This is a genomic window from Nostoc sp. DSM 114167, from assembly GCF_052692655.1.
In genome coordinates this window covers 663,178-684,212 of the sequence record NZ_CP195116.1, presented here as the reverse complement: position 1 = coordinate 684,212, position 21,035 = coordinate 663,178, and the positions used below count along the sequence as shown (strand labels likewise).

Annotated in this window: 6 protein-coding genes; 3 read left to right on the top strand and 3 right to left on the bottom strand. The window is 44.5% G+C overall.

What is annotated here, in order from left to right; all coding sequences use genetic code 11:
- Window positions 1-247 precede the first annotated feature (247 nt).
- The 3 genes from NSTC731_RS02860 to NSTC731_RS02850 all read left to right on the top strand — a co-directional run bounded on the left by NSTC731_RS02860 (window position 248) and on the right by NSTC731_RS02850 (window position 18,385).
- On the top strand, window positions 248-11,374 hold the full coding sequence (locus tag NSTC731_RS02860) for an SDR family NAD(P)-dependent oxidoreductase (protein ID WP_445629539.1): 11,127 nt from the start codon (window positions 248-250) through the stop codon (window positions 11,372-11,374).
- Window positions 11,371-16,212, top strand: a complete 4,842-nt coding sequence (locus NSTC731_RS02855) for a thioester reductase domain-containing protein (protein WP_445629538.1) — start codon at window positions 11,371-11,373, stop codon at window positions 16,210-16,212. The genes NSTC731_RS02860 and NSTC731_RS02855 overlap by 4 nt, the downstream gene beginning before the upstream one ends.
- A gap of 814 nt (window positions 16,213-17,026) precedes the next feature.
- Window positions 17,027-18,385: a glycosyltransferase family A protein gene (locus NSTC731_RS02850; protein ID WP_445629537.1), complete on the top strand. Its 1,359-nt coding sequence runs from the start codon at window positions 17,027-17,029 to the stop codon at window positions 18,383-18,385.
- Window positions 18,386-18,572: 187 nt separating this feature from the next.
- Here NSTC731_RS02850 and NSTC731_RS02845 read toward each other — a convergent pair whose 3' ends face one another.
- From NSTC731_RS02845 to NSTC731_RS02835, 3 genes are read right to left on the bottom strand one after another with little or no spacing between them, the layout of a single operon-like run.
- Complete coding sequence (locus tag NSTC731_RS02845) at window positions 18,573-19,163, bottom strand: SAM-dependent methyltransferase (protein ID WP_445629536.1); 591 nt, start codon at window positions 19,161-19,163, stop codon at window positions 18,573-18,575.
- On the bottom strand, window positions 19,160-19,909 hold the full coding sequence (locus NSTC731_RS02840; RefSeq protein ID WP_445629535.1) for a PIG-L deacetylase family protein: 750 nt from the start codon (window positions 19,907-19,909) through the stop codon (window positions 19,160-19,162). The genes NSTC731_RS02845 and NSTC731_RS02840 overlap by 4 nt, the downstream gene beginning before the upstream one ends.
- Window positions 19,899-21,023: an acyl-CoA dehydrogenase family protein gene (locus NSTC731_RS02835; RefSeq protein ID WP_445632262.1), complete on the bottom strand. Its 1,125-nt coding sequence runs from the start codon at window positions 21,021-21,023 to the stop codon at window positions 19,899-19,901. Before NSTC731_RS02835 ends, NSTC731_RS02840 begins: the two co-directional genes overlap by 11 nt.
- Window positions 21,024-21,035 lie beyond the last annotated feature (12 nt).

Sequence of the window (21,035 nt, the reverse complement as noted above, 5' to 3'; positions counted from 1 at the left end):
TCTCAATATTCACAAGGTAGCGACCTGAAACAGCAAATATGTTAAAAACGGCCAAAAAAAGCATATATAGCAGTTACCAGATAGGTTAGGACATGAACCAATTGTCAAACCCCGACACCAAGGATTTTTAAGCCTGTTGCCTATTAGCTGTTGCCTGTTATATCAAACCACCAACTAATAGGGTTGCTTGTAGAAGCAAAGACATCCCGCAACAGCAAACGTGTCTAAGTTAGTTTGGAGCTTATGAATGTTAGAGAAAATTAATACCCTCAATGGTTTTCAGGCAAACTTAGCAGACCAAGAAGCACTCGAAACTACGCTCCTGACCCATCCAGAAATTGAAGAGTGTCGGGTATTAATCCGAGAAACAGAAACCGCAGATATGTGGTTCGTTGCCTACGTAGTTGCATCAGGAAAATCTTCGTTGGCACAACTAAATGCATATTTGCAGGGTCATTTGCCAAATACTATCCCGCCTCAAGCCTACGTTTGGTTATCCAGATTGCCGCTCACCAGCGAAGGACTGATTGACGATCGCCGTCTAACTGATTTAGCCGTGATTGACATAGATTTGGTCGAGCGATGGGAATCGTCTTTGCGATCGCTCCCCTCGATTAACCAAGTCGCAGTTATTGTGGAAAACCAGACGAAACAACTACCACCATTACACGTTTCGGATTTGCTAGGGAATCCTCAAGCAACAAAGCTTAATTTTCAATTAGAGGATTCTGGAGAAAAACTAAAATCCGATGGCGTAAATCAACAATTTGAGCTTTCACAATCTCAGATAAAAGCCAAAGCAATTAGTCATGGCGAAGCTTTACAACTGGAAATAGACGCGATCGCTAACTTAACGGAACTACTCCAAAGGGCAGCGTTACAAAGCTCAAAAGGAATTACTTACATCCAACCGGATGATACTTACCAAAACCAATCCTACAAAGATTTATTAGACGCAGCTCAACGGATTTTGGCAGGTTTGAGAAAGTTAGGGCTTGTGCCTCAAGATAGAATTCTCTTTCAATTTAACCAACCTGAAAATTTCATTCCTGCCTTCTGGGGCTGTATTTTGGGCGGATTCATCCCAATTCCTTTATCCGTTCCTCAGAGTTACGATCGCTCTGATGGTTTCGTTAATAAATTAGCTCAAATCTGGCAAAGACTAGAACCAAGCTTAATACTGACTAGCGATCGATTAGCACCTGAACTGAGACGTTCCCTGACAGATTTGCCACTTGACAATTTGGCGATCGCTACCCTCAATGAGTTGCAATCTCATCATCCCGATCCTAACTGGTATGTTGCTGGTTTAGATGATTTGGCGGTACTGTTTCTCACTTCTGGTAGTACAGGTACGCCGAAAGCAGTTATGCAAAGCCATCGCAGTCTCATCTGTCGGTCGGCTGCGAGTGTCCAGATGAACGGGTTTACCCAAGAAGATGTTTCCTTAAACTGGATGCCACTCGATCACGTTGCTGGATTAGTATATTTTCATATTCGGGATGTGTATGTGGGTTGTCAACAAATTCATGCCGTCACCGATTGGGTGTTGCAACAACCCCTGAAATGGCTTGATTGGATGTCTGATTATCGCGTGAGTGTAACCTTTGCACCGAATTTTGCCTATGGGCTAATCAATGCCGCCGAAGCAGAACTTTCTCAAGGGCATTGGGATTTATCATCAGTGCGATACATTTTCAACGGAGCAGAAGCCATTGTCGGCAAAACTGCCAGAAAATTTCTTGAATTGCTGACAGCGCACGGACTCCCGACTACGGCAATACATCCCGTTTGGGGAATGGCTGAAACTTGTTCGGGAGTGACTTACTCTGACAACTTTTGTTGGGAATCAACCACGGATGAAGATGCATTCGTAGAAGTTGGCGCGCCGATTCCCGGATTTTCTCTGCGGATAGTTGATGCTCAAGACCAGCTCGTTGAAGAAGAAGCCATCGGAAGGCTGGAAGTCAAAGGACTGACAGTAACATCAGGTTATTTTGGTCAACCAGAACTGAATTCGGAGGTGTTTACAGAAGATGGCTGGTTGAAGACGGGAGATTTAGCTTTCTTACGACAAGGACGTTTAACAATTACAGGCAGAGAGAAAGACGTTATTATTGTCAATGGACTGAATTACTATAGTCATGAAATCGAAGCAGTTGTTGAAGAAATTGCAGGCGTAGTTGTTTCCTACACTGCTGCGGTGGCTGTGCGTGATGGAGAAACTTCAGAACAGCTAGCTATCTTTTTCCATGCAGGTGGCGCGAATGAAATGCAAATTTCAACCTTGATGCAAACCATTCGCCAAAAAATTGTCCAACGTTGTGGCATCAATCCCAGCTATGTGATTCCAGTTGAAAAAGCTGCGATTCCAAAAACGGCCATTGGCAAGATCCAGCGATCGCAATTGGTTAAACGCTTTGAATCAGGTGAATTTAAACCTATCCTCCGTCAGTTTGATATCTTGACTGGCAATGCTAACACAATCCCTGACTGGTTTTATCGCCGAATTTGGTGTGTTAAGCAGTTAAATCACAATCGGCAGCCAGTTAAACTTCCGACTCAGAAATTCCTCGTGTTTCTCGATAATTTAGGTTTAGGAAATTACCTGTGTACAGAACTCAAACGCAATAATCAATCTTATATCTGCGTTGAAGCAGGTACGGATTTTATCAAATCTGAGCAAGGCGATCGCTTTACCATCAATCCCGAAAATCCCGATCACTATCGGCGGTTGCTAGAGTCTTTGGCATCGGATATTCCCACTCAAATTTTGCATTTATGGACTTATAACGAGTCTGCGGGTCAAGTGTCTAGTAGTTCGCCAAGTGAACTTGGCGGGGGAAAGGGTAAAGGGGAAGGGGGAAAGGTTTTAAATCCCTTAGCCTTTACCCCTTCCCCTTTCCCCAGCCCTCACCCGACTTCTAGCCTAGAGGAACTAGAACGCGCCCAATACTTAGGACTATATAGCATTCTATTTTTAGTGCAAGCCTTAGCAAATGCCAAGGAAAAACACCAACTACTAGATATAGGCATTCAGTTACAAGTCATTTCTAACAACGTCCAGTTAACTAGCAGCGATGATGCGATCGCTTATGAAAAATCCACACTTATCGGATTGCTAAAAACAATTCCTTTAGAATTATCTTGGCTGCACTGTCGCCACCTTGACTTAGAAATTGGGTCACTGGAAACAAATGCTAATTATGTTTTCAAAGAACTAAATGTTACCAAAGGTGATAGTGAAATTGCTTATCGTCAAGGTCAACGGCTAGTTTCATCACTCGCCAAAGTAGATATGCTTGCTAGTCCAAGCCAAGAAATACCAATTAAACCAGGCCAGACTTATCTGGTAACAGGCGGATTGGGTGGAATTGGGACTTCAGTTTGCCAATATTTACTTAAGCAATTTGGTGTGCGATTGCTGATTATTGGCAGAACAAATTTGCCACCAGCAACAGAATGGTCGCAGCATCTCGAACAGAATACAGCGATCGCCAAGCGATTGAAAAATTATCAATCTCTCTTGGCGATAAGTGGCGATTTATTATACAAGTCAATTGATATCTGCGATCTAACTTGCTTACAACAGGCTGTCACTGAGGCAGAGTCGAGATGGAATCAACCTCTGGCAGGAATTATTCATCTCGCAGGTGAAGGCGACCTCAAACACCACTGGACGGTGATGGAAAATCACTGGATAGCTGTAGCTACATTAGAAAGCTTTCGTACCATGCTACGTCCGAAAGTTCAGGGCACTTGGACGCTTTTTCAACTGATTCAGAATCGGCCAGATGCCCTTTTCATCGGCTTTTCTTCCGTAAATAGTGTGTTTGGGGGAGCAACCTTTAGTGCCTATGCTGCTGCCAACAGTTTTTTAGATGGTTGTTGTCAGTATCAGCAATACCATTACCATCCTCATGCTTACTGCTTTAACTGGAGCCAGTGGGATGATGTTGGTATGAGCGAGGGAAACCCCATCCACAGCCGGGAAGCAGCTCATCGCTTGGGGTATCAGAGTATTACTCAGGAACAAGGTTGGCGTTCCTTAGTGGCAGGTTTATCGCGTCATCAACCGCAGCTGATTGTCGGTTTAGATGGCAGTAATCCTCATATTCGCCGATATCTGAAGACAGAAGCCGATAACATCCAGAAATTAACTGCTTATGTCACCACTGTGGATGGTGCAGGGTTGTATGGTTGGGAGCAAATGAGAGTTAGCGATCGCTTTGGAACTCCGAGCCATTGTGAAATTGTACAGCTTCCAGAAATGCCCGTAACACAAACGGGTACGATAGACATTGCCAAAATTATTGGCAGCAATCAAAAGCACAACCAACCTTGGCAAGTCGTTTTGCCCCAAACTGACATTCAACGCCAGATAGCTCAAATATGGCAAGACGTGCTGGGCATTTCTTCAGTGAGTATCGATCGCAACTTTTTTGAACTAGGTGGCAATTCGCTCACCTTGGTTCGGGTTCACGATCGCTTACAAAAACAATTTGGGCAACATCTGTCACTGATTGACTTGTTCCAATATCCAACGATTCAGACGCTAGCAGAATTCCTGAATCAAGCTCAAATGCCATTGCCGGAGCGATCGCAATTATCGCCATCCGAGCGCGTGGGTAAAATGAAAGATACCCAGCAATTAGAAATTGCCATCATCGGTATGTCCGGGCGTTTTCCAGGAGCCAAAACACTCGATGAATTCTGGGAAAACTGCTGTAATGGCGTGGAATCGATTTCATTTTTCAGTGATGAAGAACTGGAGTTAGCCGGAATCGATTCCTCATCCTTTAATGATGCCAATTATGTGAAAGCTAGTGGTATCTTATCTGACATTGATTTATTTGATGCCGCGTTTTTCGATATCTCTCCCAAAGAAGCCCAAATCATGGACCCGCAGCATCGCCTGTTTTTAGAGTGTGCTTGGGAAACACTGGAAAATGCTGGTTACGACCCTGCAACTTATACAGGATTAATCGGGGTTTATGCAGGCATGGGGATGAATCTTTATGCAGGTCGAACCTACTGGAATCACAATCTTTACCCAAATCGGGAGCGATTAGAATACGTTGATGACTCGCAACTAGCGATCGCCAATGGTACAGATTTTCTCCCCACACGGGTTTCATACAAATTCAACTTGCAAGGGCCCAGTGTCAACGTGCAAACCGCTTGCTCGACTTCCTTAGTTGCCGTCCATCAAGCGTGTCGGAGTTTGATTCAAGGAGAATGCGATATGGCTCTGGCTGGTGCTGCGGCGATCGCCGTACCCCAAAAATCTGGTTATCGCTATCAGCCAGGGATGATTCTTTCACCCGACGGTCACTGTCGAGCATTTGATGCCAATTCACAAGGAACCGTTGGCGGCAATGGCGTAGGCATTGTGATGTTGAAACGACTAGCAGATGCGATCGCCGATGGAGATAATATTTACGCCGTCATTAAGGGTTCTGCGATTAATAACGATGGCTCCCAAAAAATTAGCTATACGGCTCCCAGCGTTCAGAGACAGGCAGCAATGATTGCCCAAGCCCAAGCGATCGCAGATATCAATCCAGAAACTATTACTTACATCGAAACCCACGGAACCGGAACGACTCTCGGCGATCCGATTGAAATTGCAGCATTAACCCAAACATTTCGTGCCAAAACACAGAAGCAACAATTTTGCGCCATCGGTTCTGTAAAGACTAACATCGGACATTTAGATACAGCTTCAGGCATAGCAGGATTGATTAAAACAGTTTTGGCACTCAAGCACCGATTGCTACCGCCTAGCCTAAATTTTAAACATCCCAATCCCAAGATTGATTTTGCTAACAGTCCATTTTATGTAAATACAACTTTATCAGACTGGCAAACAGACCAAACACCTCGGCGGGCTGGCGTAACTTCTTTGGGTGTTGGCGGTACGAATGTTCATGTGATTTTGGAGGAAGCACCAACAGGGGGCAGGGGAGCAGGGGGCAGGGGGCAGGGAGCAGGGGAGCATACTTCGACTGCGCTCAGTAACCGGGGGAGCAGGTGGTCACTGAGCGTAGCCGAAGTGGGAGTAGGGGAGCATGTCAAATCGTTGTTGACGCTTTCGGCAAAAACTGAGACAGCGTTACGGGAATTAGCTCGGCGGTATGTGGGGTTTCTGGAGTCTCATTCAGAAGTATCTTTGAGAGATATTTGTTATACGAGTAATGTGGGGCGATCGCATTTTGATTATCGGCTGGCCTTGGTTGCCGATTCACCCGCACAATTGAGAAATCAACTCACAACATTTATTGCCGAAAATTCGCGCACTCGCTTTCAGGCTTCAGGGGTAGCTTTCCTGTTCACTGGACAAGGTTCGCAGTATATCGGCATGGGACGAGAACTTTACGAAACCCAACCTGTTTTTCGGCAAGCCATAGAACGCTGTGCCCAAATCCTGGACTCATTATTAGAGCAACCATTGCTAGAAGTCCTGTATCCATTAGAGGAGAGGGGAAAGGGGAAAGGGGAAAGGGGAAAGGGGAAAGAAGGGGAAAGGGAAAAGGGGAAAGGGGAAAGGGAAAAGAACTTAGGGGGTCATATTCTGGATGAGACGGGCTATACCCAACCTGTCTTATTTGTCTTGGAATATGCATTGTCTGAGCTATGGCAATCTTGGGGTATCAAGCCTAGTGTTGTGATGGGTCATAGTGTGGGCGAATATGTTGCTGCAACTGTTGCAGGTGTATTCAGTCTGGAAGATGGATTGAAACTCATCGCCGCACGGGGTAAATTGATGCAAGCATTACCGCAGACAGGGGCAATGGTAGCAGTATTTACTGATTTGGCACAAGTATCTGCGGTTATTGATTCATTGCCGGAGGTGGCGATTGCAGCAATCAACGCACCAAGACAAATCACGATCTCTGGTGCAGCTGGGGCGATCGCATCGGCTGTGGCTATCTTAGAAGCCAGAGGAGTGCAAACAAAGTCACTGAAAGTTTCCCATGCCTTTCATTCGCCGTTGATGCAACCAATGGTGGCAGAGTTTGGGGAGATTGCCCAGCAAGTGAGCTACCGTACACCAAACCCGAATATTCGCTTCATTTCCAACATCACAGGGCAATTGGCAGGAGTGGAGATTAGCACGCCTGAATATTGGGTGCAGCATATTTTGCAGCCAGTGCAATTTGCTAACAGTATCGTCAGCCTGTCAGCGTTAGGAAATTTGGCTTGTTTGGAAGTGGGGCCGCACCCAATTTTAGTAAGCATGGGTCGTCAATGTATCCCAGAATCAAGACATCTGTGGCTAGGGAGCCTCAAATCGCAAGAATCAGATTGGCAGCAGATGTTGAGCAGTTTAGCGGCGTTGTATGAGCAAGGAATATCGGTGAATTGGTCGGAGTTTCATCGGGGATCTGAGCATCGGCGCGTGGTGTTGCCGAATTATCCCTTTGAGCGATCGCGTTTTTGGATTGAACCAAATAAAGACAGCAGCTACAAAAATTTTCAACTCTCCTCTGCAAATCTCAAATCTTCTCATCCTCTGCTTGGTTCTAGATTGCACTTGGCATCGAAAGAGATTTGTTTCCAGACGCAAATCAGTTCTAATTTCCCCGCTTTTTTAGCTGACCATCGCGTTTACGGCAAAGTAATTATGCCGGGAACCGCCTATCTAGAGATGGTTTTGGGGGCAGCAGCTAAGGTTTTGAAATCCAAAAATTTAATTTTAGAAAATGTCTTATATAAACGGGCGTTAATTTTATCAAAAAATGAAGTTAAGACGCTCCAGCTAATTCTTCAACCAACGGAACAACAAGGATATTCCTTTGAAATTTTTAGTTGTGAATTAGATGAAGAAGATTCACCATCTTGGATGCTGCATGTTTCTGGAAATGTCACCGCATCCAATCTCAAACCATCGCTGGAACTTTCTGCAACGCACTGTTTCCCCAAGGAAGTAGCCTCCCACAACCAAGCCGAACATTACCAACAGTTTCTTCAACGAGGAGTTGATTATGGTGCGAGTTTTCGGGGAGTTAAACAGTTGTGGTTGAATTCAGAAGTAGTCACAGGAGAGATTGAGTTACCCCAAACATGCGTAGAAACAGATACCTATCAGTTTCATCCAGCATTCTTGGATGCTTGTTTTCAGGTTTTACAAGCTAAATTCCCAGAAGATAATAGCAAAGAGGCTTATGTGCCGATCGCCATCCAGCGATTGCAAGTTTGCGATCGCCCCAGCAACCGACTATGGAGTTTTGCCAAAGTACATCCTAGCCAGAACAGTAACAAAACACTGATTAGCGATTTACAATTAGTTGCAGATGATGGTGAGATTCTAGCGGTTGTTGAAGGTCTGCAACTTCAAAGGGTCGCTGCGGCTACATTGACAGTCTCTCCTCAAGTGCCGCCAGATTGGTTGTATCAAATCGAATGGCGACCTCAAGCTCGAATGGGGCGATCGCTCTCACCGGATTACCTGCTCAATCCCAAGGACATCAGCCAAAACCTGATTCCTCAATTAGCCGAACTCCTAACAACAACCTCATCAAACGAGGAATTTTTACCCCAACTTGAAGCCCTCAGTGTGTCTTATGTAATCAGTGCCTTACAACAACTAGGATGGGACTTTCAACTCGGATTGCAGTTTTCTTTTACAGAAATAGCTGAACAGTTGGGGGTGATTAGCCAGTATCATCAACTGCTACATCGGTTTCTAGATATTTTGACTGAAGCAGGGTGGCTCAGACCTCTTGATTGTGCCAACGGCAGACATCACTGGGAAGTAATTAGCGCCCTAGATCGCCAAACGCCGCAACCAGACCGACTGTTAGTCCAATTCCCTACCGGAGATACCGAGATCGCCCTAGTAGAACGCTGTGGTGCCAGCTTACCAGAGGTACTTCAGGGAAAACTTGACCCGTTACAATTACTATTTCCCAATGGTGATTTCACCCTGCTGACGCAACTGTATCAAGATGCTCCAGCTGCTAGAGTGATGAATACATTGGTGCAAAAGGCAGTTTCCGCAGCACTGCTGCGAGTACCACAGGGAAGCAAGATCCGCTTGCTAGAAATTGGGGCGGGAACTGGCAGCACAACCGCTTACATTCTGCCGCAATTGAATAATTATCAAGCTGAATACACCTTCACAGACATTTCACCGCTGTTTGCAGCCAAAGCACGGGAGAAGTTTCGGGATTACCCATTTGTCCGCTATCAGTCTTTAGATATCAGCCGAGATCCAGCGATTCAAGGCTTGGAAGGGCAACAATACGATCTGATTCTGGCAGCCAATGTGTTACACGCGACACCAGATTTACAACAAACATTGGCCCACGTCCACAGCTTATTAGCACCAGGCGGAATTCTGGTGATGTTAGAAGTCACCGATCGCCATTGTTGGCTGGATCTGAGCTTCGGTTTGACCCCAGGTTGGTGGTTGTTTGCCGATCGCTGGTTGCGACCGAATTACCCGCTCTTAAGTAGTGCCGAGTGGCAAGATGTGTTGCAAGCGAATGGATTTACATCGGCGGTGGCGATCGCACCTAAAAACAAAATCATCGGTTCCCTGGCTCAGGCTGCGATCGTTGCCCAAAAAGGAACCGAGAGCCATATACCACAAAACTGGCTAATTTTAGCAGATAGTCAAGGTATCAGTCAGAAACTTGCTCGACGGTTTCAAGAACGAGGAGATACCTGTACTCTAGTTTTTCCCGGACAGGAATACGAATCGTTGAGCGAGTTCGAGTTCAGGATTAATCCTCAGAAACCGGAAGATTTTCAGCAGTTGGTTTCGCACATACTTAGCAAGCGATCGCGTCTCTCAGGAGTGGTACATTTGTGGAGCCTGGAGAGTCAAGAAACTGCACCAACCTTAACCGTCGAAGATTTGCAAGCAGCAACCCGTATTGGCTGTGGCAGTACTCTGTATTTGGTGCAAGCCCTAGTTAAAAAGATGGGTACAAAACCTCCCCAGTTATGGGTAATAACTAGAGGAGCAGTTGCCGATAAAGCTGGATTAGTTCAATCGCCCCTATGGGGAATGGGGAAAGCGATCGTCAAAGAACACCCAGAATTACAGCTTCGGTTGATAGATTTAGACCTCCAAGAAAATTATCGGCTAAGTCAAAACCCCCTTGATGCACTATTTGCAGAGTTGACATCACCAGATCGAGAGAACCAAATTGCATTCCGTAATGGGATACGTCAAGTGGCAAGACTGGTTCCTTACCGGGGAAAACAAAATCCCAATCAAGCAGATATCCCCATCCACCCAGATAGTACCTACTTAATTACTGGTGGATTAGGGGGACTGGGACTGCTAATTGCCCATTGGTTAGTAGAACGTGGGGCAAAGCACTTAGTTCTCATGGGACGCAGGGGGACAAGCGAACAGAGCGATCGCCAGATTCAGCAGCTTCAGGCACAAGGTGTATCGGTGATGGTAATGCAAGCTGACGTGTCTGTGCAGTCACAAGTGGCAAAGGTATTGGCAGAAATTAGCCGCAGCCACCCGCCTCTACACGGCATTATCCATGCAGCCGGAGTTTTGGATGACGGGGTTTTACTCCAACAAACTTGGGAGCGCTTTCATCGAGTCATGGCAGCGAAAGTACAAGGTGCTTGGAATCTGCACGCATTAACCCAAACCTTACCGCTCGATTTCTTCATCTTGTTTTCTTCGGCTGCTTCTGTTTTAGGTTCTGCCGGTCAAGCTAATCACTGCGCTGCCAATGCCTTTTTAGATGCTCTAGCACATTATCGTCATCAATTGGGGTTATCGGGATTGAGTATTAACTGGGGAGCTTGGGCTGAAATTGGTGCAGCCGCCGAGCGTCAGTTCGGTAAGCAACTCCAACATCAGGGAATGGAAATGATATCGCCATCCCAAGGTTTACAGGCTTTAGAGCAGAGCTTTTTTTGGGAGGTTGCTCAAGTAGGTGTGATGCCGCTCAATTGGCTGACATTTATGCAGCAATTCTCACCAGGGACTTGTCCGACATATTTGACAGAATTTTCTCAGGTGGGGATTACTCAATCAACATCACCACCGCCGATGGAAATTCAGCAGCAATTGCAAACTCATGACTTCGGCGATCGCTTGCAAATTTTAACCATTTACCTGAAAGAAAAGATTGCCAAAGTGTTGGGTTGTTCTGTGGATCGAGTCGATGCCAGTCAAGCACTGAGCAAAGCAGGACTTGATTCTTTGATGGCGATCGAAATCCGCAATCGGATCATCACAGAACTGGGAATTGACCTTTCTTTAGAAAAGTTTGTTGAAGGTTCCAGCATCAACCAACTAGCAGACCTGTTATTAAAACAGCTAGCTTTACAGGGACTCAACGAAAATTCGGCAACTGAAATCACTGAGGATGTGGAAGAAATAATACTATGAACCTAAATGCCCTTTTAGCCGAGCTTTCAGACCGGGGAGTGAAATTATTAGTTGATGGAGAACAACTCCGCATTCAAGCACCTAAAGGAGTTATCACTCCCGATTTACGGAATGCTTTAGCGAACAATAAAGTAGAGCTAATCCGGTTATTACATCAGAACAAAATCGGGGCTGCTTCTATTCCTTTGGTTCCGGTTTCACAAACGCAAAACGTGCCTGTATCCTTCCAGCAAGAACGCCTGTGGATTTTGGCCCAGTTAGCTGCTGTAGAATCTGCTCATAATATTGCTCAAGCCTTGCGGTTAAATGGCGATTTAGATTTAAACTGCCTCCAAAAAAGTCTTAATGAAATTTTCCGTCGCCACGATGTCTTTGGGACAACATTTGGGGTATGGGAAGGTAATCCCGTGCAAAATATTGCTGCACCAGAACCGTTTAAATTATCTGTTTTAAATCTCGAACATTTAGATGCAACCGAACAATTAAAAACTTTCTGGCAAATTGCTGATGAAGCAGCCGAAGCTCCCTTTGATTTGGCGATCGCTCCTTTATGGCGAATCAAACTCATTCGCTTAAATGCAGGCGAGCATATTCTCTTGCTCGTCATTCACCACATTATCAGCGATATGATCTCGATGGGTTTATGGATTCGAGAACTGGCGACAGTCTACAGTCATTTCTACAAGGGACAGCCTTCTCCACTGCCAGAACCTTCCATCCAATATCGAGATTTTGCCGTATGGCAGCGCCAGTGGCTCAACAATGATGCCCTCAAAAGCGAACTAGCTTACTGGAAACAGCAACTAGAGGGGGCATCATTTGAATTAAAATTGCCCATCGACCATCCCCGACCGCCACTCCAGAATTTCCAGGGTCGGCGAAAGTTTTTTAAACTCGATCCTGTGATGTGGGCTGCAATCAAACAACGAAGTCACGAACAAATGGGAATTACTTCCTTTATGACTTTCGTAGCGGCGTTTAAGGCTTTGATTTATTTGTGTTCTCAGCAAGAAGACATTTTAATTGGCTTTACCGCTTCTGGTCGAGTTCATCCGCAAGTGGAATCGCTGATTGGTTTTTTTGGCTATCCTTTGTTGTTGCGTACAGATTTGTCTGGCAATCCGACTTTTACCGAAGTACTTAGCCGAGTGCGATCAGTGTTGTTATCTGCTTATGCTCACCAAAATGTCCCCTTTGGTAAAGTCGTTGAAGTCATGGGGTCGAGTCGGGTTGCACAAGATACTCCCTTTTTTCAAACATTCCGCACCGGATTAAGCTATGTCAACAGCCAACTACCGAGCGACCTAACAAATTTACCAAATCTGACGTTTTCATTAGTTGATGAGGGAATTTGGGGGCCGACTGATTTAGATTTGTATACTTATATTTACGAAGTCGGAGCAGATTTACAAATAGGAATTGCATATAACACCGATATATTTGAAAGTGAAACAATCGATGCTTTTGGTAATGCTTTATTTCAAATTTTAGCACAATGGGTTGAGTCAAAAGATATTCGCCTGAATGAATTTAGATTACCAACAGACCTTGAGAGAAAAGCAAGATTAGCCAGAAGTCGATATCAAAAACAAAAATTGGCGATCGCAGCTACTTTTACCGCCGATTCGGTGGCAGATTCTCTAAAATTCTGGATGCAGCAACTCAATTTACCCTCAGAAATTACCTTTGCTCCCTATAATCAGGTTTTCCAACAACTGCTGACTCCTAATAGTCTGTTATCGCAAAATGAAACGGGAGTCAATATTGTTCTAGTGCGGTTAGAAGATTGGGTTAGGTTACAGGATTCACAAGAGTTATCTAGTAACGAAAAAAAGAATGCCATTGAGCGCAATACTAAGGATTTAGTTATAGCATTACGTCAATCCGGCGAACGGAATAAAATTCCCCATTTGGTTTGTTTGTTGCCAAGTAATTCAATAATTGCTGATGCAGAAATGGCAATTTTTTTGCAACAAATAGAAGCAAATTTATTAACGGAACTTGCCGATATTAGTGGGCTGCATATTATTAATTATCAGGAGTTAGCAACAAGCTACCCAGTAACTAACTTCTATGATGCTTATAGCGATGAAATCGGGCATATTCCATTTACGCCAGCATTTTTTACAGCGTTAGGAACAATGTTGGCGAGAAAAATTCACTGCATACATAGACCGCCTTATAAAGTAATTGTCTTAGACTGCGATCGAACCTTATGGCAAGGTGTTTGTGGTGAGGATGGAGTTGAGGGTATTGTCATAGATTCATCCTATCAAGCATTACAAGAATTTATGATTCAGCAGTGCGATCGCGGGATGTTACTATGTTTGTGCAGCAAAAATAATCAAGCAGATGTCTTTGCTGTATTAGACCAACGCGCCGATATGCGGCTGAAGCGTCACCATTTGGCGGCTTGGCAAATTAATTGGCAGACTAAATCAGAAAATTTAAAATTGCTGTCTCAAGAACTAGGGCTGAGTTTAGATAGCTTCATCTTTATTGATGACAATCCCATCGAATGCGCTGAAGTCCGCTATCACTGTCCAGAAGTTTTAACCCTGCAATTGCCCACAAATGCCACTGAAATTCCCCAATTCCTGGCTCATATTTGGGCATTCGATCGTCTCAAGATCACTGTAGAGGATCGACAGCGAACGATTGTTTACCAGCAAAATCGCCAACGTCAGCAAGCGGCAAACGAATCTCTCACGTTGCGAGATTTCCTCAATAGCCTCAATCTGCAAGTGGATATTATGGAAATGCAGCCCTCCCAGGTAGATCGTGTTGCTCAACTAACGCAGCGAACAAATCAATTTAATACCACCACCTTACGCAGAACGTCGGCTGAAATCAAAACCTTTTGCCTGTTAGATACTCATACTTGCTATGTTGTGGATGTAAAAGACCGCTTTGGTAATTATGGTTTGGTGGGCATGATGATGGTACAGGCCACAGCGTCAGCCCTGGTGGTAGATACCCTATTACTCAGTTGTCGAGTGTTAGGCAGAGGAGTTGAATATCAAATGCTCAACTTCCTGGGTAAAATTGCCTTGGCACGCGGACTAAAGCAAATCGATATTATTTACAAACCCAGTTCTAAAAACCAGCCTGTTGGCGATTTTCTCGAACAGTTGACAGCCATTGCCAAGGAACCTTTAGCAGAAAGCTATTGCTATAAGTTATCAGCAGATGATTGTCGATCGCTCGCTATTGCTTCTGAACGACTAGACAATGAAGCAAAACATTCGGCATCTGAAGGGAATTTAACGCCAAGCAATCGGGCAATACCCCAGCAATCTGCCTACACCGCCTTATTCCAAAAAATTGCTTCAGATTGGCATACACCAGAGCAGATTCTCCAGCACATGGAAGATTCTCAAGTTCAATACCAACAACAGCATCAGACATTTGTTGCACCCCGCACCGAAACTGAGAAACACTTAGCTGAACTGTGGCAAAACTTACTTCATAGATCCCCACTCAGCATCTACGATAACTTCTTCGATTTGGGAGGCAATTCTTTGTTGGCAGTGCAACTGCTGTCTCGGTTGCGAGAAACCTTGCAAGTGACTATACCCATCCATCAATTATTAGAAGTCCCAACAATTGCGGGAGTGGCTCAAGTAATTGAAGCGATCGCTCAGACAGGAATGGCTGCCAATTTAGCGATCGATTTGGCAGCAGAAGCTGTCTTAGATCCGGCAATTCGTCCAACTACACCATTTAAGTTTATCGCCCAACCCCAGGCGATTTTCTTAACTGGAGCAACCGGTTTTCTCGGTGCGTATTTAGTAGAAGAACTCCTGCAACAGACCACAGCTAATATTTATTGCTTAGTGCGAGCGCAGGATGTAGAACAGGGCATCCAACGTATCCAAAGCCATTTACAAGCATACGGACTTTGGCAAGAACAGTTTCGCTCTCGCATCATTCCAGTCATTGGCGATTTGGCGTTACCCAACTTAGGTCTGAACGAGTCACAATTCCATCAACTTAGCCATGAAATTGATGTCATCTATCACAATGGTGCTGTCGTCAATTTTCTTTATCCCTACGCCAAACTCAAAGCAGCCAATGTCCTGGGAACTCAGGCGATTTTGCGTCTAGGCGCTCAAACGAAAGTCAAACCCGTGCATTTTGTTTCGACGCTGGGCATCTTTTCGGCTCCTGCTTATGCAAACGCTAACTCCATTCCAGAATCCGATGGATTAGCAGAATTTCAAGGGTTGCAAGGAGGTTATTTACAAAGTAAATGGGTAGCAGAAAAGCTAGTTATGCAAGCACGCGATCGCGGACTTCCTGTATGTATCTACAGACCAGGTGCAATCTCAGGACACAGCCAAACGGGAATCGCCAATGTGGATGACTTCTTTTGCAGTCTGACTAAAGGCTGTATCGAACTAGGTATGGTGCCGGATTTGGAATTCCCCCTCGATTTGACTCCAGTTGATTATGGTAGCAGAGCGATCGTCCACCTCTCTCAAAACCCTGACTCCTTCGGCAAGGCATTTCACCTTGTTTCTCCTGATTGTCTGTCTTGGCATAATTGGTGTGAGTTAGTTCGGTCTTTAGGTTATTCGCTAGAGCAAGTTTCTTACCATGAATGGTACGCTAAATTGCTACACAATGCGAAACACAATATTCCAAATGCTTTACATGCTTTTCTGCCATTGTTAGACGAACAATTATTAAAAAACGTACAGCTACCTGCATTTGATTGCCAAAATACATTGACTGGACTTGCTGACACCAATATTATTTATCCAACAATAAACACCGAATTACTCAATATCTACTTTGCCTACTTCAAGGAAAGTGGATTTTTCAGCGGAGTTTAGCAACTGGAGTTTACCCGCATTTCTCACTCTTCTCAAGGCGTTTGATGGAGCAGAAAAGAAGTAATGAGTAATGAGTAATGAGTAATGAGTAAAAACTTCTTACTTCTTGACGAGTTACTTCTTGACGAGTTACTTCTCCCCGGCACTTGCACAGGCTTTAAGAGGTGTGGTGAGAAATCCGGGTTTAGACTAAGCAGCAAAAAACCACGCAGGAATGCTGAGTTGAAAACAAGCAGGCTTCAGGCATGAAAGTTGGCAATGTTAAGTAGATTCCAATACTACTCGGGTTTTGCATTTTGAACTTAGAATTTGGTTTGGGGAAAAGGTTACTGGGGTTGGGTTAAAGGTTTTTTCTTTCCCTTTTCCCGACAAATGCCAAGAAGTCTATTGAGAACAGATGTGCTTTTAGAATTACCCAAGCAATGTTTATAACGACCAAAAAGCAGGTTATTAATCATGCGTTTAAGTTTTTGCAAAAATCTGCTTCGGTTTGATTTAGTTTATATTAAAATATAAATCGTAATAATATGTTATATTAGTCATCTCATTCTTAAGATGGATTATTAGTAAAACAATTAACTAAAATAGATAGATCGTTTAAGTATGATTTGCTAGTCTGAAATTTGACGTTAGCAAAAAGTATAAAAAATATGCCTTGATTAGCAAAGCTTTTAGTGAGAGCAGACAGACTTTAGTTTTTGATAGCTGATGTTTAGAGAGTTTTAATCAACACTAATCATACTGTAGGTAGAGCCAAAACAAATGAGAGAATATCCAAAATAGAGTTACAAATCTTAATAATTTCCGATCGTGGATGAAATTTTGTGTAGCTGCTCCTGGAGATGGAAAAATGGTTTTTATGGAAAGTAAACGCTTGCTCTTCGTTGCTGACTTTCCATCTGTACAGCAGGGTAAAGACTTTTCTCAAGCTTTAGTCCAAATACCACCGTCACCGCATTGCGAAGTTTGTGTAATTGTTCCAGTTCGCAATGAAGCTCAGATGTTGGCAGCAACCCTTACTGCCCTGATACATCAAGTTGATCTACAAGGACAGCTTTTAGATCCCAGACGCTACGAGATAATTTTGTTTGCAAATAATTGTAGCGATGAGTCAGCAGCTATAGCCCGGAGTTTCGCCCAAGAACATCCAGATATAGCACTGCATGTAGTGGAAAAAACTCTGCCTCCTGCACAAGCCTATATTGGTCGAGTGCGTCAGATTTTAATGGATGAAGCATACCGCCGTTTGTGTAGCTTAGGACGCACAAGGGGGGTAATAGCTTCAACTGATGGAGACTCGCAGGTAAGCCCAACTTGGATTGCTGCCAATCTGTATGAAATTAACTGTGGTGCTGATGCTGTAGGTGGGCGAATTCTTGTTGAACGCACTGGTCGTGCGGATCTACACCCTTACGCCAGAGCTTGCTATCTGCGTGAAGTGGGCTACCGCTATTTAATTACTGAATTAGAAACTTATCTCGATCCCGACCCTGATGATAGATTTCCTAGACATTATCAACACTATGGAGCAAGTTTGGCAGTAACAGCAGAAATGTATGCACTGGCGGGAGGCTTACCACCAGTGCGGACTCCTGAAGATGTAGCTTTTTACCGTGCTTTGGTACGGGTAAATGCCCGTTTTCGCCATAGTTCTTTAGTGCGAGTAGTAACTTCGGCCAGACAAATTGGACGTACCAATGTTGGTTTAGCAAATCAGCTGAATGAATGGATAGAAATGGGACGGCAACAACAACCATTTCTAGTCGAGTCAGCAGGGGCTATCGAAACTCGTTTTGTTGCCCGCCGCCAATTACGAGTGATGTGGTGGTGCGTTCTTAATGGCTATCAGCCAGATCGTAAGAGCGTCGTATGCTTGGCAGAGATGCTGGGAGTTTCAGTCCAATGGCTTCTACAAAAATTGACCCAACCTTATACCTTTGGTCAGTTGTTTGAACAAGTCGAAGAACGCCAGCAGTCAGAACAAATTTGGGCTTCGCGCTGGAAATTTGTGGAAATTGGACAAGCAATTGGAGACTTGCGCTTGCGTCTTGAGAGTTTACGGCTCACTCGGAGCAAATTCCAAAGAAATTCGACCCCGGATAATTTGGAACCACCTAAAGAGCTTTACCCTACGAAAAGCCCAGAAAATGGGGGTCTTAAACCCTCGATCTAAGCGCGTCACAGAACATCCCATCCCACCGATCGTTTTACCTCAGCAGAGGGCAGTTTTCCGTAAGCTCAAACTACTCTCCGCAATAACTGCCTTTTTTGGTAAAACTAAATCTCAAAAAATAAGGCTCATTTTATAGAAAAGAACAAGAAGATTGGGGGATAATTCCCCTTGTCTGTTTCTTCAATTCTCAGACTCGCTCGAATAAATCAAGTCGATATTCTTCATCCCGTTGACCTTTTAAATGCCGCAGTTTATTTGGGGTCAACTCAAAAAACGAGTCATGAACTTCATCCCCACTCAATGGATAATCACGGGCATAAAGTATCCAATGAACTAAAAGTAGATGTCCTCCAGGTTCCAGGTGTTCCAGAATGTACTGTTGGGATTTTTTCAGGTCTTCCCAGCACCAGTAATAGCCGACTTCTGAGACTAGGGTCAAATCAAACATTTCATTAGGATATTGCTCTGGGACACGCATAATCTGGAACTTGACATTGGAGAGATGCTGACAGCGCTCTTTTGCTCTATCCTGCGCCAGTTTTGAGACATCAACTGAGAGCAGTGAGTCACAACGTTCTTGCAGTTTTTCAGTTAAAACGCCAATGGAACCACCGATTTCAAAGGCAGACCGATAGCGGTCTTTGGGTAAAGCTGCAATTGTGGCAGCATATTTGTTAGCTTCGTAAACACTTGTCTCAAACTTCCACGGGTCAGGATTTTCGCTGTAAAGTTTATCAAAGTAGCTAGGTGGTAGGGAATTAGATTGTAACGGGTTCATCGGTTTTCCTCTATATAAACTTCCCAAGGATGACTGAAGTTTGCTAATATTTCGGGAGTTAGGCGAAAGCCTTCTGGATCATCATCAATTAAGTCTGTAGTTTGGGAACGATAAGCAGCGATCGCTTGCTGTTTCAACTCCACCACTGCGCTAATATTCAATCGCCAAGTTGTCACCTCAAGAGGTACTGGCAGACTCTCTCGTTGGTCAAAGTCCCAATCCCAAATCGGATACTCAATCAATCGGGGGGATAAGGGCAGGTCATTCAGCACTGTGTGAATTAACTTCCACGTCGCTCGGTGGTCTGCATGAGGGTCATATCGCCAGGGTAAAAAGATAATTTGTGGGGCGATTTCTGTAATGTAAGCACGACAACTAGCTACTGCACTTTGATACTGTGTTGAAATTGACCCATCCTGTATTCTCCAGAAGGTGACATCATTAACCTCTACACCCAGTAATTTTAATGCTAATAGCGTTTCCGCTTCCCGCAGATTTCGCAGTTTATCTGCGGGATATTTCTGAGAATTAGGGTGTGAAAGAGTACCATCACTGATGACTAAAACTTGCACATGACAATTTAAAGACCGTAACAGAGCGATCGCACCTCCACAACCTAATGTCTCATCATCAGGATGGGGTGCAACAATCAGTACCGGGCTACAAGCGATCTCGTTAACTGAACGCCAGGGCAAAACATTAGGATTGTCTAGTGGTAATGCAATCAAGCCGAATTCATTCATCATTCCAAAGTATTGAAGCCGGATTACTTTCATGCAAGACATATTGCCCAACATTTGCCAAGGCTGCATCAAAAGCAGGTTGACGCAGATATAGAGTCAAATCTCGGATAATTCGTTCCATCGGATTTGGTGGTAGTAAGCCGCGAGTTCCCACAGAACGTTGACACAAATGCATCACATCAATACAAATTTGTTCAATTGCTGTCCTGACCATGTTGGCATAGGCGACGAGTTGGTTTGCTTGCGGGTGAACAACAGTGGGATCGCCACCAAACACTGGTGCATAGGCTGCTACTCGATCCGCAGCCCCCCGCAGCCAGAGATTACCGCTTTCAATGGCGATCGCCATTCTGCCAAGCCGTTCCTGTTGATATGGATCGTTTGTATATTCCAACTTTTGTAGATACTGACGAGTTAGGTTAAACAGTGCTTCTGCCCCACCTAGTTGCACAGCAGCAAACCGAATTACCCCAACAGATAACCAAGGCTGTCGATAGTAATCTCCTGGCTGGCCGATTAAATAGCTTTGATCCAACTCGACATCGCTAAAATCCACTTTGTAACTAGCAGTAGCTCGCATTCCAGAAGGTTGCCACCAGGCGGGATCGCTAACTGTTGTCACTTCGTCCATTGGCACAATGCACATTTGCCAACCGCCTTCTGGCAATACTCCATTCACGAAAGGACGTTCAACATAGCCAGTACCAGAACAAAACGTTTTAGAACCTTCCAGCCGATAACGCCCATTCTCCCAAGGAATGATCTTCACACCATCAGAGGCTTCAGCATTCCAAACGCCAAATATTTTCTGGCGATCGCGGGCATCATGAGCGCAGCTTGCGATCTGTTCTATGGAACCAAAAGTCTGAATCAGTTGTAGGGCGTTGATATGTCCTTCATAAATTCGCCCAACTGCCAGATTGCCATGCCCTATCTGCTTTAATAGCATTAGAAGCTCGTAGGTAACATTAGCATCAATTCCTGCACCCCATCCGCCTAATTCTTTCGCTAATGGTGCAGCCAATAACCCAGCCTTAGCAATTAGCTCAAACTCTTGCTTGGGAAAAGCAGTATTGCAATCGATTGCAGTGGCATTGTTTAAACAATAATCCGCAATTTCTGCGGCACG

Bases quoted from the DNA above. Each gene is read 5' to 3' on its own strand.
- NSTC731_RS02855 (WP_445629538.1), top strand. From the start codon at position 11,371: ATGAACCTAAATGCCCTTTTAGCCGAGCTTTCAGACCGGGGAGTGAAA.
- NSTC731_RS02850 (WP_445629537.1), top strand. From the start codon at position 17,027: ATGAAATTTTGTGTAGCTGCTCCTGGAGATGGAAAAATGGTTTTTATG.
- NSTC731_RS02845 (WP_445629536.1), bottom strand. From the start codon at position 19,163: ATGAACCCGTTACAATCTAATTCCCTACCACCTAGCTACTTTGATAAA.
- NSTC731_RS02860 (WP_445629539.1), top strand. From the start codon at position 248: ATGTTAGAGAAAATTAATACCCTCAATGGTTTTCAGGCAAACTTAGCA.
- NSTC731_RS02840 (WP_445629535.1), bottom strand. From the start codon at position 19,909: ATGATGAATGAATTCGGCTTGATTGCATTACCACTAGACAATCCTAAT.